19 protein-coding genes are annotated in these 18116 nt (G+C 72.0%); 5 read left to right on the forward strand and 14 right to left on the reverse strand.

The window, feature by feature from the left end; translation table 11 throughout:
* On the reverse strand, positions 1-1337 hold a 1337-nt coding region (locus BST44_RS26780), incomplete at its 3' end, for a DUF7159 family protein (RefSeq protein ID WP_142274711.1).
* A gap of 247 nt (positions 1338-1584) precedes the next feature.
* Here BST44_RS26780 and BST44_RS26785 point away from each other — a divergent pair.
* On the forward strand, positions 1585-3255 hold the full coding sequence (locus BST44_RS26785) for a DUF7937 domain-containing protein (protein ID WP_083179886.1): 1671 nt from the start codon (positions 1585-1587) through the stop codon (positions 3253-3255).
* 5 nt (positions 3256-3260) lie between these two features.
* Here the strand turns inward: BST44_RS26785 and BST44_RS26790 are convergent, their stop codons facing one another.
* Together BST44_RS26790 and BST44_RS26795 are read right to left on the reverse strand one after the other, a co-directional pair.
* On the reverse strand, positions 3261-4292 hold the full coding sequence (locus tag BST44_RS26790; RefSeq protein ID WP_083179887.1) for an NAD-dependent epimerase/dehydratase family protein: 1032 nt from the start codon (positions 4290-4292) through the stop codon (positions 3261-3263).
* The gene (locus tag BST44_RS26795) at positions 4289-5065 is read right to left on the reverse strand and encodes an S-methyl-5'-thioadenosine phosphorylase (RefSeq protein ID WP_244184957.1); all 777 of its coding nucleotides are present in this window, start codon (positions 5063-5065) and stop codon (positions 4289-4291) included. The genes BST44_RS26790 and BST44_RS26795 overlap by 4 nt, the downstream gene beginning before the upstream one ends.
* A 74-nt stretch (positions 5066-5139) precedes the next feature.
* Between BST44_RS26795 and BST44_RS26800 the strand changes: the two genes are divergently transcribed.
* The gene (locus BST44_RS26800; protein ID WP_083179889.1) at positions 5140-6012 is read left to right on the forward strand and encodes a 1,4-dihydroxy-2-naphthoate polyprenyltransferase; all 873 of its coding nucleotides are present in this window, start codon (positions 5140-5142) and stop codon (positions 6010-6012) included.
* 122 nt (positions 6013-6134) lie between these two features.
* Positions 6135-7142, forward strand: coding sequence for a beta-ketoacyl-ACP synthase III (gene fabH, locus BST44_RS26805; protein WP_083179899.1), 1008 nt, complete (start codon positions 6135-6137; stop codon positions 7140-7142).
* Between the two features lie 12 nt (positions 7143-7154).
* Here the strand turns inward: fabH and BST44_RS26810 are convergent, their stop codons facing one another.
* Complete coding sequence (locus tag BST44_RS26810) at positions 7155-7526, reverse strand: DUF4229 domain-containing protein (protein ID WP_083179890.1); 372 nt, start codon at positions 7524-7526, stop codon at positions 7155-7157.
* A gap of 46 nt (positions 7527-7572) precedes the next feature.
* Between BST44_RS26810 and BST44_RS29860 the strand changes: the two genes are divergently transcribed.
* Entirely contained in the window at positions 7573-7734 is a 162-nt protein-coding gene (locus BST44_RS29860) for a hypothetical protein (RefSeq protein ID WP_142274712.1), read from the forward strand.
* A 9-nt stretch (positions 7735-7743) separates the two neighbouring features.
* On the opposite strand, the gene BST44_RS26815 is transcribed toward BST44_RS29860, so the two are convergent.
* The 8 genes from BST44_RS26815 to BST44_RS26850 all read right to left on the reverse strand — a co-directional run bounded on the left by BST44_RS26815 (position 7744) and on the right by BST44_RS26850 (position 15443).
* On the reverse strand, positions 7744-9021 hold the full coding sequence (locus BST44_RS26815; RefSeq protein WP_142274713.1) for a MinD/ParA family ATP-binding protein: 1278 nt from the start codon (positions 9019-9021) through the stop codon (positions 7744-7746).
* A 37-nt stretch (positions 9022-9058) separates the two neighbouring features.
* The gene (gene ccsB, locus BST44_RS26820; protein ID WP_083179891.1) at positions 9059-10036 is read right to left on the reverse strand and encodes a c-type cytochrome biogenesis protein CcsB; all 978 of its coding nucleotides are present in this window, start codon (positions 10034-10036) and stop codon (positions 9059-9061) included.
* The gene (locus tag BST44_RS26825) at positions 10033-11610 is read right to left on the reverse strand and encodes a cytochrome c biogenesis protein ResB (RefSeq protein ID WP_083179892.1); all 1578 of its coding nucleotides are present in this window, start codon (positions 11608-11610) and stop codon (positions 10033-10035) included. The genes ccsB and BST44_RS26825 overlap by 4 nt, the downstream gene beginning before the upstream one ends.
* A gap of 122 nt (positions 11611-11732) precedes the next feature.
* The gene (locus BST44_RS26830) at positions 11733-12512 is read right to left on the reverse strand and encodes a cytochrome c biogenesis CcdA family protein (RefSeq protein ID WP_083179893.1); all 780 of its coding nucleotides are present in this window, start codon (positions 12510-12512) and stop codon (positions 11733-11735) included.
* On the reverse strand, positions 12509-13099 hold the full coding sequence (locus BST44_RS26835; RefSeq protein ID WP_083179901.1) for a TlpA disulfide reductase family protein: 591 nt from the start codon (positions 13097-13099) through the stop codon (positions 12509-12511). Before BST44_RS26835 ends, BST44_RS26830 begins: the two co-directional genes overlap by 4 nt.
* Before the next feature lie 2 nt (positions 13100-13101).
* Positions 13102-13710: a histidine phosphatase family protein gene (locus BST44_RS26840; RefSeq protein WP_083179894.1), complete on the reverse strand. Its 609-nt coding sequence runs from the start codon at positions 13708-13710 to the stop codon at positions 13102-13104.
* Positions 13710-15041 (reverse strand): glutamate-1-semialdehyde 2,1-aminomutase, encoded by a 1332-nt coding sequence (hemL, locus tag BST44_RS26845; protein ID WP_083179895.1) that lies wholly within the window; start codon positions 15039-15041, stop codon positions 13710-13712. Before hemL ends, BST44_RS26840 begins: the two co-directional genes overlap by 1 nt.
* A gap of 57 nt (positions 15042-15098) precedes the next feature.
* Entirely contained in the window at positions 15099-15443 is a 345-nt protein-coding gene (locus BST44_RS26850; protein ID WP_083179896.1) for a hypothetical protein, read from the reverse strand.
* A gap of 73 nt (positions 15444-15516) precedes the next feature.
* Between BST44_RS26850 and BST44_RS26855 the strand changes: the two genes are divergently transcribed.
* Positions 15517-15912: a nitroreductase family deazaflavin-dependent oxidoreductase gene (locus tag BST44_RS26855; RefSeq protein WP_083179897.1), complete on the forward strand. Its 396-nt coding sequence runs from the start codon at positions 15517-15519 to the stop codon at positions 15910-15912.
* A gap of 5 nt (positions 15913-15917) precedes the next feature.
* Here BST44_RS26855 and BST44_RS26860 read toward each other — a convergent pair whose 3' ends face one another.
* Together BST44_RS26860 and BST44_RS26865 are read right to left on the reverse strand one after the other, a co-directional pair.
* Positions 15918-17276 carry an amino acid permease gene (locus tag BST44_RS26860; protein WP_083179898.1) on the reverse strand — a complete coding sequence of 453 codons (1359 nt, stop codon included), beginning with the start codon at positions 17274-17276 and terminating at the stop codon, positions 15918-15920.
* 20 nt (positions 17277-17296) lie between these two features.
* A complete protein-coding gene (locus tag BST44_RS26865; protein WP_142274714.1) occupies positions 17297-18037 on the reverse strand; it encodes a class I SAM-dependent methyltransferase in 741 nt (246 codons plus the stop codon).
* Positions 18038-18116 lie beyond the last annotated feature (79 nt).

The raw sequence follows: 18116 nt of genomic DNA on the forward strand, positions 1-18116 counted from the left end.
GTGATGGTCGTCGTGGACGGCGGCGTGTACGGCGGGCTGTACGGCGGCTGCGGGTAGCCCGGCTGCCAGCCCGGGAACGGAACGATGACCGGAATGGGAACGGGTACACCGGGATTCGGGTTGGGTGCGAGGCCGGGGGCGCCCGGTTCGACCGGCGCGGCGGGCACGGGGGCGGCGCCTCCCCCGGCGGGCGGCACCTGCGGAATGGCGGCGGGGGCCGGGACCGTGCCGCCCTGGAATCCCGCGTTGGGCTGGTCGACCGGCGGCGGGGGCACGGGGGCCTGCTGCTGCGTCGGCAACAGCGGCATGAACTTGCCGGGAGCGGCGTTCTGGTGCCCCACCACGGGCTGCTGACTCGCGGTGGGGCGGACGGCGATGGCGATCGCGGCGGCCAGCGACGCGAATCCGATGACCGCGAAGGCGATCACGGCGTTGCCGACCACCAAGGACCGGCGGCTGAGCCGCGACGGGATGACCTCGGTCCCGTCGACGTCGTCGTATTCGTCGAACTCGGGCCCGTACTCACCGCCCGCGAACGGCTCGGCATCGTCGGTCATCGAGTACGCCAGCTGCGGCTCCTCCGCGCCGGGCGGCGGCACGACCGTCGTCTCGTCACCGGTGACCCCGACCGGGGCCATCGCGGTCTCGTCACCCGTGAGCCCCACGGCCGGCGCCAGCGCCGTCGCATCCCCGGCCGCCGGTGCGGCGGCGATCGCCGCGCCGCGGGCGACCGCGAAGGCGGGGTCGTCGGCGACCTGGACCCGCATGGTCGACGTCTCGCGGAGCTGGTCGGCGACCTGGGCGAGCTCGGGAGAGGCGCCCACCAGGTACACGTCGCCCGGGGCGTCCGGCTGCGCGCTGAGCTGGGCCATCAGCGTGTTGAACGTCGCGGTCGCGTCTCCTTCGGGCAGTGGCTCCCGGGCCAGCACCGTCGGCGGCGCGTTCTGGTCGTCGGCCGAACCGGGCACCGACAGCGTCGCCGTCGCGTCGTCCATCACCAGCGCGGCGCCGGGCCGGCCGGCCGCGCGCATCAGGGCGGCGACCGCCTGCGACTCCGGGAGCACCGCGACATTCGAAACCCCGGAATTCTCCAGCGCCTGTCGCAGCTGCCCGGCCCGCGGATCGTCGCTCCAGCACACACGGGTGCCGACCAGCCGGTGGTTCTCGTCGGCCAGCAACCGGTTGGTCCCGACGACCGTTTCGGTGAGCTTCCCGACCGGGTCGTCCTGAAGGTCGACGACGGACTGGTCGATCACGTCGGCCCCGCGGGCGCCCGGCCCGACCAGCGCCAAGCGGGCGACCGGGCCCGTGACCGCGACCCCCAACACGACGTCCATCCCGGTTCTCCTTCGGCTGGCCACCCCACGACCAGCAATGTCCCGGCATCATTACACTTGCGATACCGTTGGCAGTATCCGTTATTCGGGCGACAAGGTTTGCCTACACCGCAGCGTAACCAGCTTCTCGAACGACAGGACGTTCGCCGGGGATTCTGCCACGGCGTCCGAACGGAGAATATGTTCGCAAGCGAGCAGTGCGGCCGCCTCGGCCGGGTATCCACCCGCCGCGTGACATTCGGGGGGCATGGTGAGCCAGAGCAGTGACGACACGCCTACCGGCCCCATCGATCCCGGGCAGGCGCAGCAAACCACCCGCATCATCCGGCCGGCCCCGGGCGCCCCGCCCGCGGCGGCGGATTCGGCGCGGCGCCGGCACTTCGCCGCCGACCTGACCGCCGTCGCGCTGCTCGTCGTCGCGGTGTTCCTGCCGTGGAATCTGTACTTCGGCGTCGGGATCCCCGGCAGCAGACCGGCCCTGTTCGCGGTGCTGATCGCGGTCACCGCGCTGTCTGTGGTCGCCGTCGCGGTGGCCGGCTCCCGGAGGTCGGGCGGCGCGCGGTTCAACCCCGCGACGGCGGGCCGGGTTCGGCTCTGGCTCAACCTCCCGTACGCGCTGCTGGTGCTGGCCTTCATCGGGTTCGACGCGGTCGAAACCGTCCGGTTCGGTGGCACGGTGAACGTGCCGGGCGGGGTGGGGCCCGGCGCGTGGGTGGGGATCGCCGGCTGCATGCTGAGCGCGCAAGCGGTGGCCGTCGGCGCACGCTCGGGGCCCGTTCCCGAAGGCGACGCGCACACGGGCTGGCTGAGGTCCGCCCGGCTCGTCGGCCTCGCGTCGATGGCGCTGGCCGTGCTGAGCTTCGGGTTCAACCTGTACTGGCGGGTGCGCTACGCGCTGCAAAACGCCGGCGGCGCCGCCGAATTCGGCAAACAAAACGTCGCCGTGATCGTGACGGCGGTGGTGTACGGGGCGGTGGCGTTGGTCGCCGTGCTGGTCGCCGGCCGGTGGCTGCTGCGCGGCACCCGGGCCGCCCGGCTGGCCACCGTCGCGCTCGGCGCGTCGGCGTTGGCCGCCGGAATCGGAGTGTGGATCCTGCCTGTGGGGCGCGACATCGACGCGTTCCACGGCATCGCGCAGAACACGTCGACCGCCGGGGTGGGGTTCGAGGGCTACCTGGCGTGGGCGGCGGCCGCGGCGATGGTCGCGCCGAGCACCCTGTTCGGCCACCGCAACACCACCGGCGCGGAGGAGAGCGCCTGGCGGGTGGCGGCCCGAAACGGCTTGCTGCTCATCGCGGTGTGGGGTGTGGGTTCGATGCTGATGCGGATGACGGACCTGTTCGTCGCCGTCAGCCTGAACTACCCGTTCTCTCGGTACGACAGCGTGGTGCTGGCCGCGTTCGATCTGGCCACGGCCCTCCTGGCGATCTGGTTGCGGGTCAACCTGGGCCACGCGGCCCGCTCCCCGCGGGTGATCTCGACGGTGTGCGGGCTCGTCGCCACGCTGAGCGTCGCCCGCGTCGTCGTGGGCGTGGTGCTGGCGCCGCGGTTCGCGGACTCTCCCAATTCCCCCGCGCAGCACCCGGTTTACGGCAACGACCTCGCCCAGCAGATCACCAGCACCTTCGACGTGACGCTGTGCGGTTTGGCGTTGTGCATCCTGGGCGCCGCCGTCGTGGCCGGGCAGCTGCGCGGCCGGCGGCTGCGCCGCCGCCGCGCCGTCGGCAAGCCGGCCGTCCCGGCGCGCGACGCCCCCGCCGGCCCCAGGGCGCGCGTCCCGGTGGGTCACGCCGGCCCGCCGTCGGCCGCGGCGACCACCCGGATCACCACCGGTCCGCGGCTCTTCCGCGGCGACGACTCCGACACGCGACAGATCCCGGTGCACAGGCCGAAGATCTACCGGCCGCCGCAGGCGTAAGCCGATCAGCGCAGCGGCGCGAACGCGAACTCGCGCAGGCCGTCCTGAGGGTCGACGGCCGCGCGGAAGCCCAGCACCTCGGCCGCCCGCGACGGGTCGGCGACGATGTGGCGCACGTCGCCGCTGCGGTACTGGCCGGTGACCACCGGCGAGAGCGAACCGCCGCGCGCGTCGCACAGCGCGCCGGCCACCTGCAGGATCGAGATCGGCCGCCCCGAACAGACGTTGACCGCGGTGAACCCGTCGAGCGTCGAGGTGACGGCCGCCAGGTTGGCGCCCGCCACGTCGTCGACGTGGACGAAGTCGCGCATCTGGCCGCCGTCCTCGAAAACCCTTGGCGGCTCGCCCCTTTCGAGCGACGACCGGAAGATCGCCGCCACCCCGGAATACGGGGTGTCGCGCGGCATGCCGGGGCCGTAGACGTTGTGGTAGCGCAGCGCCACCACCGAGCCGCCGTCGGCCTCCGCCCACGCCAGCGCGTAGTGCTCCTGCGCGGTCTTGCTGGCGGCGTACAGGCTGCGCGGCCGCAGCGCGGCGTCCTCGTCGACGAGGCGCCACTGCAGCTCCTCGTCACCGAGCGGGCAGCGGTGCTCGAAGGTCCCGGCGTCGAGGTCGGCGCGCCGCCGCGGCACCGGGTCGACGTCCCCGTGCCGCCCGCAGCGGTAACGGCCCTGGCCGTACACCACCATCGACGACGCCAGCACCAGGCGCCGCACCCCGGCGGCGAACATCTGCGCCAGCAGCACCGTGGTGGCGAAATCGTTGTGGCCCCCGTAGTCCGGGGCGTCGGCGGCGTCCACGCCCGCCCCGACCATCGCCGCCTGATGACAGACCACGTCCACCCCGTCCAGCAGGGGCGCCAGGGCGTCGGCGTCACGGACGTCGATGCGGTGACATCCCCGCGGCAGCACCGGATTCGGGCCGTGCGCCGCCGGCAGCAACACGTCGACGCCGATGACGTCGTGGCCCGCCGCCCGCAGCGCCGCGGCCACCCGCGTGCCGATGAAACCGGCCGCGCCGGTGAGCAGCACCCTCATGGCAGCTCGACGGGCAGCGTCACGCCGGTGTGCGGCAGGCAGTGCGTGCAATTGCGTTCGCTGGCCACGCGCCCGATCGCCTCGCGCACCAGTTCCTTGAAGCCCCCGATGTTCTTCTCGAATTCGGCGAACACCTCGACGGTGGTCACGCCTTCGCCGGCCGTCACGCCGGCATCCAGGTCGGTGACCAAAGCGATTGTGGCATAACACATTTCGAGTTCCCGGGCGAGCACCGCCTCCGGGTAGCCGGTCATGTTGACCAACGAGAACCCGGCGGAGGCGAACCACCGGCTTTCCGCGCGGGTGGAAAACCGCGGCCCCTGGATCACCACCATGGTGCCGCCGTCGACCACGCGGGGCAGCCCGGCGACGGCCGCGCGCAGGGTCGGGCAGTACGGGTCGGCGAAGTCGACGTGGATGCCGCCGGAATCGAAGTACGTGTCGGGGCGGCCGCTGGTGCGATCCACCAGCTGGTCGGGCACCACGACGGCGCCCGGCCCGTGTTCGGGCCGGAGGCTGCCGACCGCGCAGGGGCCGAAGATCCGTCGCACCCCGAGCTTGCGCAGCGCCCACATGTTGGCCCGGTACGGCACGGTGTGCGCCGAGAACTGATGGCCGGCCCCGTGCCGGGGCAAAAACGCGACCTCGTGCCCCCCGACGGCGCCGATCGTCACCGGGGCGCTGGGCGGGCCGTACGGGGTGTCGACGTCCACGGCGCGGGTGTCGGACTCGAAGAACGTGTAAAAGCCGCTGCCGCCGATGACTCCGAGCATCCGCCCATTGTGGTGCATGGCCGTCGCCGCATCACGGGCGCGGGCGCGCGACGGCGTGCTGGCAGGATGTCCCCGTGGCCAACTTCGGGCAGTGGATCTCCGGTGCGCGGCCGCGGACGCTCCCCAACGCGGTGGCGCCGGTGGTGGCGGGCACCGGCGCGGCGGCGTGGCTGGGATCCGCGGTGTGGTGGAAGGCGCTGCTCGCGCTGGCGGTCGCGGTCGCGCTGACCGTCGGCGTCAACTACGCCAACGACTACTCCGACGGCATTCGCGGCACCGACGACGAACGGGCCGGCCCGGTCCGCCTGGTGGGTTCGCGGCTGGCCACCCCGCGGGCGGTGCTGGCCGCCGCGGTGGCGAGCCTGACGATCGGGGCGGCGGCCGGCCTGGTGCTCGCCCTCGTCAGCGCGCCGTGGCTGATCGCGGTGGGCGCGGTGTGCATCGCCGGGGCGTGGCTGTACACGGGCGGCTCGAAACCCTACGGCTACGCGGGTTTCGGCGAGATCGCGGTGTTCGTGTTCTTCGGCCTGGTGGCCGTGCTGGGCACCGAGTACACCCAGGCGTTGCGGGTGGACTGGGTGGGCCTGGCGCTGGCGGTGTCCATCGGGGCGCTGTCGTCGTCGGTGCTGGTGGCCAACAACTTGCGCGACATCCCGACCGACGCGCGGTCGGGCAAGGTCACCCTGGCGGTGCGGCTGGGCGATGGCCGCACCCGCGTGCTGTACCAGGCGCTGCTGGGCACCGCCGGGCTGCTGACCCTGGCCCTGATGGCGGCCACGCCGTGGTGCGCCGCGGGGCTGGTGGCCACGCCGCTGGCGCTGCGCGCCGCGGGACCCGTACGCACCGGGCGCGGCGGCCCGGAGCTGATTCCCGTGCTGCGCGATACCGGCCTGGCCATGGTCGCGTGGGCGATCGCGGTGGCGGCGGCGCTGGCGCTGGCCCGCTGACCGCCGGCGCGCCGCCGCCCAATTTCCCACTCGCGTGCGATAGCGCCACCGGATTCGATAACAATGAGGGACCGGCGTCGACACCGATGGCCGTCCACACGAGCACCCGATCGGGGACAGCAGTGAAGCAGATCGCCGCGACCAGTGGGCCGAAGAACATCGGATTGCTCAGTGTCGGGGCGTACCGCCCCGAGCGGGTGGTCACCAACGACGAGATCTGCGAGAACATCGAGTCCTCCGACGAGTGGATCTTCTCCAGGACCGGGATCAAGACCCGCCGGTTCGCCGCCCGCGACGAGTCCGCCGCCTCCATGGCCACCGAGGCCGGGCGAGCGGCGATCGCGAACGCCGGGCTGGCGCCTTCAGACGTCGACTGCGTGATCGTCGCGACCAGCACCCATTTCCTGCAGACCCCGGCCTGCGCTCCGGCGGTCGCCGCGGCGCTGGGCGCCACCGGTGTCCCCGCGTTCGACGTCTCGGCGGGGTGCGCAGGATTCGGCTACGCGCTCGGCGTCGCCGCCGACATGATCCGCGGCGGCACCGCCGCCAAGGTGCTGGTCCTCGGTTCGGAGAAGTTGTCACCCACCGTGGACATGCAGGACCGCACCAACTGCTTCATCTTCGCCGACGGCGCGGCGGGGGTGGTGGTGGGCGAGACGCCCGACCAGGGCATCGGCCCGACCGTCTGGGGCAGCGACGGCGAACAGGCCCTGGCGATACGCCAGGACATCGACTGGATCGACTACATGGACAGCCCGACGGGTCCCCGCCCGTTCCTGCGGCTGGAGGGCAGCGCGGTGTTCCGCTGGGCGGCGTTCGAGATGGGCAAGGTCGGCAGGCAGGCAATGGACGCCGCGGGCATCCGGCCCGACGAGATCGACGTGTTCGTCCCGCACCAGGCCAACAGCCGCATCAACGAGGTCCTGGCCAAGAGCCTGGAGTTGCGGCCCGACGCCGTCACCGCCAACGACATCGAGCACACCGGGAACACCTCGGCGGCGTCCATCCCCCTGGCGATGGCCGAGCTGCTGGCCACCGGGGCGGCCAAGCCGGGCGATCTGGCCCTGCTGATCGGCTACGGCGCGGGGCTGAGCTACGCCGCGCAGGTCGTGCGGATGCCGCAGTTCTAAGGCGCCACGTCGCTAAGGCGCCGCGTCGCTTTCCTCGTCGGGCGTCTCGCCGTGCAACCGCGCCCGCAACTGTTCGCGCTCCCGGCGCCGGCGCTCACCGGCGATCGCCAGTGACGCGGTGGCGCGCCGGCGCAGCGGACCGAACAGCCAGATGCCCAGGGGCATCGCGATGATCAGAGCGAACAACGCGGCGACCACGATCGGGAACTGGCTGACGCCCATCAGGCGCCCCACGCCGTAGATCGCGGCGGTGAGCACGGCCGCCAGCAGCAGTCGCGCCGCGGCGTAGAGCAGGACGTCGACGACGGCGCGACGACCGGCCGCCCGCGCCCGGCCCTCCTCCGGGCCCTCGCGGGTGCTGTTGTCGCTGGCTCCTTCTGACACAGGGGAAAGCCTACGACGCGGGTATATTCGACCAAGGAGGTGTTGAGTGCTCTACCTGCTGCTCGTCCTGATTTTGGGGACGCTGATCTACGTTGGCTGGCGTACCGCGCGGTCGCAAACGCAGCGCACGAAGACGCGCGTTATCGGACCCGACGACGATCCGGATTTCCTGCGGCGGCTAGGTCACGGGGACAACAACCCCCGCTGAGCCCCCTTGCTACGCGCGGTTGCGCTGGTCGCCCGGGAATCCGTCGGCCACAATGGCCGCCAGCTCGGTGAGCGCCTCGCGGGTCGACCGCCTCAGCCGGTCCAATTCGATCTCGGCGCCCTCTTCCAGGTGCGGGTCGAACGGCACCACCTGAACCGCGCGGCAGCGGCGGGAGAAGTGGTCGACCACCTTGTTCATGTCGACCTTGCCCGTCCGTGGCCGAACCCCGTTGATGACCGCGATCGAGTTGCGGACCATCTCCTCGTGGCCGTGCGCGTCCAACCAGTCCAGCGTCGCCGACGCGCTGCGCGCGCCGTCGATCGAACCGGAGCTGACCACGACGAGAACGTCGGCCTTCTCCAGCACCGAGGACATCACCGAATGCAGCAGACCCGGCCCGCAGTCGGTGAGCACCAGGCCGTAGAACCGCTCCAGCACGTCCAGCACCCGCGTGTAGTCGTCCGCGCCGAACGCCTCCGACACGGCCGGGTCGCTCTCGGAGGCCAGCACTTCCAGGCCGCTCGGGCCCTTCGAGGTGTAGCGCCGGACGTCGCTGTAGCGCTCGATGCTGCCGGCGTCGTGCAGCAACTGGCGCACCGTCGCCGACGTCTCCAGCGGAATCTTCTGGCTCAGGGTGCCGCGGTCGGGGTTGGCGTCGACCGCCACCACCCGGTCGCCGCGGATGGAGGCGAAGGTGGCGCCCATCGTCGCGGCGATGGTCGTCTTGCCGACGCCGCCCTTCAACGACAGCAGCGCGATCCGGTAGCACCCGCGCAACGGCCGGTTCACCTGCGCCACCAGGTTGTTGTAGCGGGCCGCCCGGGGGCTCTCGCCGAGGTTGATCAGGTGACCGGACAGTTCGTAGAGCAGCCGGCGCCAGCCCTCCGACGGCGGCGGCTTGACGGGCCGCAGCAGCATGCCGGTGGACAGCTCCGGGTACGGGGTATGCGGCAGGGACTCGGGCCGCGCCGGGGTCGGCGTGGGCGGCGCGTCGGCCGGGCCGGCGTAGTAGGCCCCGTAGGCGGTCGGGTCGATCCGCGCGATACCGGTGACCGGGGTGGCGTCCCACGGCGGCGTCCCCGTCGGCCTCGGGGCGGTGGGCGGCGCCGCCTCGCGCGGACCCGGCGGCCGCCGCTCGGTCCGGAAGCCGGCGAACGCACGGGTCGGCGCGTCGCCGCCGTCCGATTCCGGCTGGTCAGGCGAGGCGGACGGCCCCTGCGGTGGCAATTGCGTGGTCGGCTGATCGGGCGCCCCCACGCCCGTCGTCGGATGGTCGGACACGTGCACTCCCCCTTGTTGCGTTACTCGGGTCGGTCGCTGGCGGTCACCCCACGCCCGCATACGAATGCAGGCCCACGGTCACCAGATTAACGAAGAACAGATTGAAGACCATCGCCACGAAGCCCGCGACGTTGATCCAGGCCGCTTTCCTGTCCCGCCAGCCCGCCGTCGACCTGGCGTGCAGGTAGGCCGCGTAGATCACCCAGGCGACGAAGGACACGGTCTCCTTGGGGTCCCAGCCCCAATACCGGCCCCACGCCTCCTCCGCCCAGATCGCGCCGAAGATCACCCCGAAACCGAACACCGGGAAGGCGAAGATCGTGGTCCGGTACGCGACGCGGTCCAGGGTCTGCGCGTCGGGGAACCGCCGCACCATCCGGGCCAGCGCCCCGTCGGCGTCCGGTTCGCCCAGACGCGAGGTGCGCAGCAAGAACAGGATGCTGGCGATGCCGGCCACCATGAACACCCCGGAGCCCAGGCTGACCACCGACACGTGGATGGGCAGCCAGTAGGACTGCAGCGCGGGCATCACCGGCGCGGCGTTGGTGTAGAGCCATCGCCCGGACACCGTGAGCAGGATCAGCACCGGCACCAGCAGGAAAACCCACAGCGGGCGGTATTGCGGGCGGCGCAGCACGAGGGCGCCGGCGAGCAGCCCGCACATGCAGGTCAGGTTGATGAACTCGTACATGTTGCCCCACGGCGCCCGCAGGGTGGCCAGGCCGCGCAGCACGATGCAGGCGAGCAGCAACCCGATGCCGAGGTAGACGACGGCCAGCCCGGCCCGCCCCACCCGCTCATCCAGCGGCCGCTGGGGGACGTCCTCGACGATGCCGGGGGTGACGCCGTCCGGGGCGACGGCCCCGGCGAGGACGCGCTCGCGCCGGTCGACGCGCCGGCCACCGGCGTAGGCCAGCTCGAAGGCCAGCAGCAAAAGCGCGATGACGAGCGCCACGACGGCCGACGTGAACGCCCAGTCGGAGTAGCGCGCCAGGCCGATGTTGACGTGCAGCGTGTTCATTTGACGTCCACCTGAGAACTCCTTCTGGACGCGGGGGGCCTGGGTGAGTGCGCCGGACCGGGCGCGCCCAGACCATTCAACATCCGCTCGGTCAACCGCTCGAACTCGTCGCCCCACCCGGAGTTGTCGGTGCGCGCCAGCCCGCCCAGTTCGACGTTCACGGTACCGGCGCCCGGGGTGAGCCTGACCCACACCCGGCGGCGGCGCACCAGCAGCGATACCACCAGGCCGGCCATCATCGTGATGGCGAAGACCAGCACCCAGGCCTGGCCGGGGTCGTGGGAGACCTGCAGGTTGACGAACGGCACGGCGCCGTCGAAGCGGACGACGGTGCCGGCCGCCGGGCCCGCCTCGATCCGCACTTCCTGCCCGGCGCGCAGGTTGACCCGCTTCTCCCTGGTCAGCCGGCCCTGCTGGATCAGCCGCGGATCGAGGGTGAACAGCGACTGCGGTCGCCCGGTGTCCAGCCCGGTGTCGCCGCGGTAGATGTCGACGGCCACCGCGGGGGCGTTCAGGGCCGGGAAGCGCGACGACAGCAGCGTCCCGTCGAGTTGCTCGGTCGGCGCCAGCAGGCCCTGGATCGCGATCTCGTGCTGGCGGCGCTCGGCGGCGTTGGGATAGCTGCCGGCGGGCGGGTCGATGCGCGCCACCCCCGACGACAGCAGCGTCTGCGGGTTGTCGGGCCGCCACTGCACGGTCGACGTGCGCGTCTGCCCGTCCGGGAACGTCACGGTGAAGGTGGGCGCGTAGCCGTGGCCCTGCAGGTACACCCGGTCACCGCCGACGCGCAGCGGGTGGTTGACCTCCAGCAGGTAGTGCCGCCAGCTGTTGGCCGCCAGGTCGTGGCCGGCCTGGTAGTCGATGTCGGCGGCGAACGAGGTGGCCTGCCCCGACGGCAGGTAGTGCGCCTGGAAGTCGTTGACGCGGATGCAGATCGGGGTCAGCGACGTGCCGTCGACGGTGTTGCCGGCGCGGAACGAGTCGAACGCGGCCGGCGAGGCCGAGCAGAACCCCGGGCCGGAGTCGGCGATCACGATCACGTTGCCCTCGTAGCCGAACAGCTTGCCGACGGCCACCGCGACCAGCAGCCCCAGCAGGGAGAAGTGGAAGACGATGTTGCCGAACTCGCGCAGGTAGCCCTTCTCCGCGGACACCTCGACGGCCTCGCCCTCGTGCCGGATGGCCGTGCGCCAGCCGCGCAGCACGCCGGTGACCCTGTTCGCGAGGGCGTTGAGTTGATCGGGCTCCGCGTCGATGCGGGCGCTGGCGTGCTTGGGCAGCCGGGCCAGATTGCGCGGCGCGGGCACCGGGGTGGCGCGCAGGCTGCGGGCGTGCTCGATCATCCGCGGCGTCAGGCAGCCGACCAGCGAGACGAACAGCAGGACGTAGATGGCGGTGAACCAGAAGCTGGAGAACACGTTGAACGCCTGCAGCCGATCCAGCCACGGCCCGACGAGCGGGTGCGCCTTCAGGTAGTCGTCGACCTTGCCCGCGTTGAGGCTGCGCTGCGGCAGCAGCGCGCCGGGTATCGCGCCCAGCGCGAGCAGGAACAGCAGCACCAGCGCGGTGCCCATCGAGGTCAACGCGCGCCAGGTGTTGCGCCCCCGCGCACCCACGGCCGCGAGCAGACGCAGAATCGCACCGGGGCGGGTCTCCCTGTGCGATTCTGCGTCTGCTCGCGCGTCGGTCTGGGCGCTCAAATCGGGAGCCTCACGTCGGACACGAAGGCGTCGCGCAGCCACGAGACGAAGTCGTTCCACGCCCCGCTGACCAGCAGCGCGCCGACCGCGATCAGCAACGCGCCGCCGAAGACCTGGATGGCCCGGGTGTGGCGCCGCAGCCAGCCCAGGGCCCCCACGGCGCCCGCCGAACCGAAGGCAAGCAGCACGAACGGGATGCCCAGCCCCAGGCAGTAGGCGATCACCAGGACGATGCCGCGGGCCACGCTCGCGCCGTCGGTGGCCGAGGCCACGGTGATCACCCCGGCCAGCGTCGGCCCCAGGCACGGCGTCCAGCCCAGCGCGAAGACCGCGCCCAGCAGCGGCGCCCCGGCGACGGTGGTCAGCTGCCGCGGGCTGAACCGGGCCTGGCGCTGCAGGGCCGGGATGAGGCCGACGAACACCAGCCCCATGACGATCGTCAGCACGCCACCGACCCGCTGCAGCAACAGCTGGTTGGTGATCAGCGTGGTCGTCATGCCGAGGACGGCGACGGTGCCCAGGACGAACACCGTGGTGAACCCGGCGACGAACAGCGCCGCCGAACCCGCGACCCGCCACCGCGCCGACGGCGGGGCCTTGATCGCGCCGGGCGGCGGCTGTTCGTCGACGCCGACGACGGCGGCCAGGTAGGACAGGTAGCCGGGCACCAGCGGCACCACGCACGGCGAGGCGAACGACACCAGGCCCGCCAGCAGGCACGCGCCGAGGGCCACCAGGAGCGGCCCGGCGGCGGCGATCTGGGTGAAGCCGGTCACTTTTCCTGCGCCAACTTCTGCACCACGGGCTGCAGGTCGGCCGCCAGCAGTTCGCGCAGGAACACCGCGGCGACCCGGTGCTGCCGATCCACGACCAGCGTGGACGGGATCACGGTGGTGGGGTACTTGCCGCCGAACGCGATCAGTGTGCGCATCGCCGGGTCGTAGATGGACGGGAACGTCACGTGGCGGTCGTTGACGAAGTCCAGCGCCGCCTGCCGGTTGCCGTCGCGCACGTCGATGCCCAGGAAGGACACCCCGGCGTCGCGGGTGGCGTCGTACACCTGCTGCAGCTGGCTGACCTCGGCACGGCACGGCCCGCACCACTGCCCCCAGATGTTGATGACGACGACGCGGCCCGCGAAGATCGGATCGTCCAGCGACAACGGGTGGGCCGGGTCCGCCAGGTCGGGCCCGGACAGCGGGCCGGGGTGGCCGCGGCTGGACGGCGGGTTGTAGTAGATGTCGGTCTTGCCGCCGGGCGAGACGAACTCGAAGGTGCCGCCCTGGGCCACCGCGTCGCGACCGGACGAGCAGCCCGCGAGCAGGGTCGTCACCACGACCCCGGCCGTCGCCAGTCGCCAGATCACTACGGCCCCGCCGGTTCGGCGTACTCGACGCCGGCCAGCCGATCGCCCTCATACACCAGGGTGGTGATCGAGCACAGGCCGCACTCCCGGCGGCGCGGATCGTGCCACAGCCGGCGGCCGGTCAGGTGCAGCCGCAGGGTCCAGACCGGCAGCTGGTGGCTGACGCACACCACCTCGCGGCCGGTGCCGCGGGCGCGCGCCTTATCCACCGCGGTGGTCATCCGCGCCGCGATCTCGGCGTAGGGCTCGCCCCAGGACGGGGTGAACGGGTTGCGCAGCTGCCACCAGAACCGCGGGTCGCGCCAGGCGCCGTCGCCCGGGCCGACGCGGCGGCCTTCGAAGAAGTTGGCCGACTCGATCAGGTCGTGGTCGGTGTCCACGGCCACGCCGTGCTTGGCGGCGATGGGCGCCGCGGTTTCCTGGGCGCGCTGCAGCGGGGAGGCGACCACCGCGGCGATGTCCCGGCCGGCCAGCGCGTCGGCGACCGCTGCCGCCTGCTCCCGGCCCCGGTCGGAGAGGTAAAACCCGGGCAGCCGGCCATAGAGGACGCCGCTGGGGTTGTACACCTCGCCGTGGCGCACCACGTGGACGCGGGTCTGCTCGGCCATCAGGGCTTGTCCTTCTGGGCGGCCGCGCGGGCGGCGGCGGGCAGGGCTTCGGCGATCCGGTCGAACGCCGCGTCGTCCAGCGCCGCCGAGACGAACCAGGCCTCGAAGGCGCTGCAGGGCGGGTAGACGCCCGCGTCCAGCAGGGCGTGGAAGAACGGCGGATAGCGCCACGTCTGGCTGGCCCGCGCGGACGCGAAGTCGGTCACCGCGGCGTCGCCGAAGAACACGCTGAGCATGTTGCCGGCCCGCGAAAGCTGATGCGCCACACCGGCTTCGGTAAGCGCCTCGGCGATCAGCCCGGCCAGCCGGTCGGCGTTGGCGTCCAGCGCGGCGTACACCGCGGCGTCGGCTGCGCGCAGCGTCGCCAGGCCGGCGGCCACCGCGACCGGGTTCCCCGACAGCGTGCCGGCCTGATACACCGGCCCCAGCGGGGCCAGCCGCTCCATCACCTCGGCGCGCCCGCCGAAGGCGGCGGCGGGCAGCCCACCGCTCATCACCTTGCCGAAGGTGAACAGGTCGGCGGCGACGGGATCGATTCCGTACCAACCGCTTCGGCTGACCCGAAAGCCGGTCATCACCTCGTCGACGATCAGCAGCGCGCCGTGCTCGGCGGTGATCGCGCGCAGCGCGGCGTTGTAGCCGGCCGCGGGCGGGACGACGCCCATGTTGCCCGGGCTGGCCTCGGTGATCACCGCGGCGATCTGGTCGCCGAACTCCGCGAAGGCCTGCCGCACGGCGTCGACGTCGTTGTAGGGCAACACAATCGTGTCGGCCGCCGCCGCGCCGGTGACCCCGGGCGAGGACGGCAGGCCCAGCGTCGCCACCCCGGAGCCCGCGTCGGCGAGCAGGGCGTCGGCGTGGCCGTGGTAGCAGCCGGAGAACTTGACGATCTTGGGCCTGCCGGTGAACCCGCGGGCCAGCCGGATCGCGCTCATCGTGGCCTCGGTGCCGGAGTTGACCAGCCGAACCCGTTCGACGGGCTGCACCCGCTCGATGATCTCGGCGGCCAGCCGGCTCTCCGACGGCGTCGGCGCGCCGAACGACAGGCCATGGGACGCCGTCTCGGTGACGGCCTCGACGACGGCGGGGTGCGCGTGCCCCAGGATCATCGGACCCCAGGAGCAGACCAGGTCCACGTAGCGATTGCCGTCGGCGTCGGTGAGCAGGCACCCGTGCGCCTCGGTGATGAAGCGCGGGGTGCCGCCCACCGCGGTGAACGCCCGCACCGGCGAGTTCACCCCGCCGGGGATGACCGAGCAGGCATCGGAGAACAGCCGGGCCGACGCGGCCGTCGTCCCGGCGTGCGCGGTCGCCTGGTCAGTGCTTCCCATGACAACCAGTGTCCCAGCCTCCGCGGGCGGCTCAACTACAGGGTGTAGCAGTACCGGTCAGGCGTCGCCGTCCGGGTCGGCCTCCTGCGCGGCCAGGAAGTTCCGGCGGGCGGCCTCGCGTTCCCGCTCCGCCGCGAGCCGGTGCGCGCCGACGTCCCCGAGGCCCTCGGCGACGGCGAGCTCGTGGATTTCGGCGGCCCGCTCGTGCGCGGCGGGGGCTTCGTAGTGGCGGTCCCGGTCGCGGCGGTGCGCCTCCAGGTCACGCGCGGCGGCGTGCTCGGCGCGGTCGGTCGCGCGCTCGACATCCTGGGGGGTGATGGGCTTGCGCGCGGCGAGGTCCCGGCCCCTGCGCAACAACTCCTCGGCGCGCTGGGCCGCCTCGTTACCCGGCGAGTCGCCCATGTTCAGACAGTAGACCCGTTCGCGGCGAAAAGTTTGGTTGATGCGGGGCGCCGGCGGCGAGTTGGATGGCGGTATGCAGATGCCACAAGCGCTCGCCCGGTTCAACCGGCACGTCACCAACCCGGTTCAGCGGCTGTGGGCCGGCTGGCTGCCACCGTTCGCGATCGTCGAACACGTCGGCCGCCGCTCGGGCAAGCCCTACCGCACACCGGTGAATGTGTTCAGCGCGGACGTCGACGGCAAACCCGGCGTGGCTATCCTGCTGACCTACGGCCCGGACCGGGACTGGCTGAAGAACCTGACCGCGGCGGGCGGGGGACGGATGCGCCGCAACGGCAAGGACTTCGGCATCGCCGACCCGAGGGTCGTCACCAAGGCCGAGGCGGCAGACCACGTCAGCGCTGGAGCGCGACCGATTTTCGCGCGGCTGCCGTTCGAGGACGCGGTGCTGCTGACCAAGACGGACTGAGCGGCTCACTCCGCGGGCCGCGCGGGATGCCGCCCGCGGGCGCGGGCCGCAAAGTACAGCCCGATCACCACCGCCCACGACAGCAGGCTGAGCCAGAGCTGGCTGCGCGCCGAGCGGTCGAAGGCCATCTGCACCAACACGGCGGTGATCGCGGCGAGGGTCAGGATCGACAGCACCGGGAAGAACCACATCTTCACGCGCAGTTTCTCGGCTGGGGTGCGGCGGCGCAGGACGATCTGCGACAGGCCGATCAGCCAGTAGACGAACAGGATGATCGCGCCCGAGGAGTTGAGCAGGAACAAGAACACGGTGTCGGGCGCGACGCGCGCCATGACGACGCAGCCGAAGCCGACCGCCGACGAGCACAGGATGGCGACGTGCGGAACACCGCGCCCGCTCAGGCTGACCAACCGTGTCGGGGCCTCGCCCCGCTCGGCGAGCACGAACAGCATGCGCGACGCCGTGTAGAGCCCGGAGTTCAGGCAGGACAGCACCGCGGTGAGCACCACCGCGTTCATCGCCTGGTCGGCGCCGCGCAGCCCGAGGTGGCGCAGCGCGGCCACGTACGGCGAGGCGCCGAGTTCCACCGAGTCCCAGGGCAGGATCACCACCAGCAGGAAGACCGAACCGACGAAGAAGACGCCGATCCGCGTCACCACCGACCTCGTCGCCTTCTGAACGGCGAGGTGCGGGTCCCGGCTTTCGGCGGCGGCCACGGTGACGATCTCGGCGCCGACCATGGAGAAGATCACCACCACGATGGCGGCGAAGACGGCCCCGACGCCCTTGGGGAAGAAGCCGCCGTGCGCGGTGAGGTTGGCCAGCCCACCGCGGTGACCGGGCACCACGCCGACGACGAACGCCGCACCCACCCCGAGGAAGGCCGCGATGGTCGCGACTTTGATTCCGGCGAACCAGAATTCGAATTCGCCGAAGGACGTGACCGAGAACAGGTTGGTGGCGGTCATCAACAGCATCAGGCACAGCGACAGCAGCCACAGCGGCGCGTGGAACCAGTAGCCCAGGACCTTGCCCCCGGCGACCGCCTCGAAGCCGACCACGATCACCCAGAAGTACCAGTACAGCCAGGCGACCGAAAACCCCGCCCAGCCGCCCAGGGCCTCGGCCGCGTAGTCGGCGAACGACCCGGTCGACGGGTTCGCGGCCGCCATCTCGCCCAGCATCCGCATAACCAGGACGATCAGCAGCCCGCACAGCGCGTAGGCCAGGAACGCCGCGGGGCCGGTGTCCTTGATCACCACGCCCGACCCGACGAACAGGCCGGCGCCGATCACCCCACCGAGGGCGATCATGCTGAGCTGGCGCTGCGACAACCCTTGGCGCAGTTGCCCAGTGCTGGCCATGCCGGACCGCGTCGCCGCGGTCAGTCCAGGCGGGTGGCCACCACGGACCACACCGGCAGGTGCACCCGGTGGTCCTCCAGCAGTGGGTCGATGACGCCGAGCCGGTGCACCAGCGGCCGCATCCGCTGCAGGATCTCGCCCTGCTGGTCGGACGCGAACGTCTTCATGGCGTCGAACGTCTCCTTGAGGAAGCGGGCCTGGTAGGTGGTGCCGCCCAGGTAGTCGATGCGCCACCCGTTGGCGCCGAACACCCGCTCGAAGTTGTCGGCGGGTATCGCCGTCCACTGCAGGCCGTTGACGTTGTGCGGACTGAACTCGAACATGTACAGCCGCGCCCCCGGCTTGGTGGCCCGGTGCAGCGCCTGCGCGTAGCGCGTCTGGACGACGCCGTCGTTGAGGAACACGTGGTAGAAGGCGCTGTCCACCACCGTGTCGAACCGGCCGTCGAACCCCTCCAGTCGGGTGGCGTCGGCCACCTGGAAATCGACCTCGACCCCCGCGCGTTCGGCGTTGCGTTTGGCGCGTTCGATGGCCGACGGCGAATCGTCGATTCCGGTCGCCGAATACCCGTGCGCGGCAAAGTGAATGGCGTGATAGCCGGGGCCCGTTCCCGGATCGAGCACCTCGCCGCGGATCCCGCCGTAGGCCACCAACTGCTGCACCGCCGGCTGCGGGCCGCCGATGTCCCAGGGAATCCGTCCGCCGGTCTGCCCTGCCTCGTCGTACAGCGGTTCGAAGCCGGCGACGTTCGCGTCAGTCATGGGTTTCTCCTATGTCAAGCCGCTGCCGGTTGGCAAGGCTTTGTTCGGATGTTGTGGTCGGTGTGGAGGTGATGGAACA

Source organism: Mycobacterium scrofulaceum (assembly GCF_002086735.1).
Lineage (GTDB): Bacteria > Actinomycetota > Actinomycetes > Mycobacteriales > Mycobacteriaceae > Mycobacterium > Mycobacterium scrofulaceum.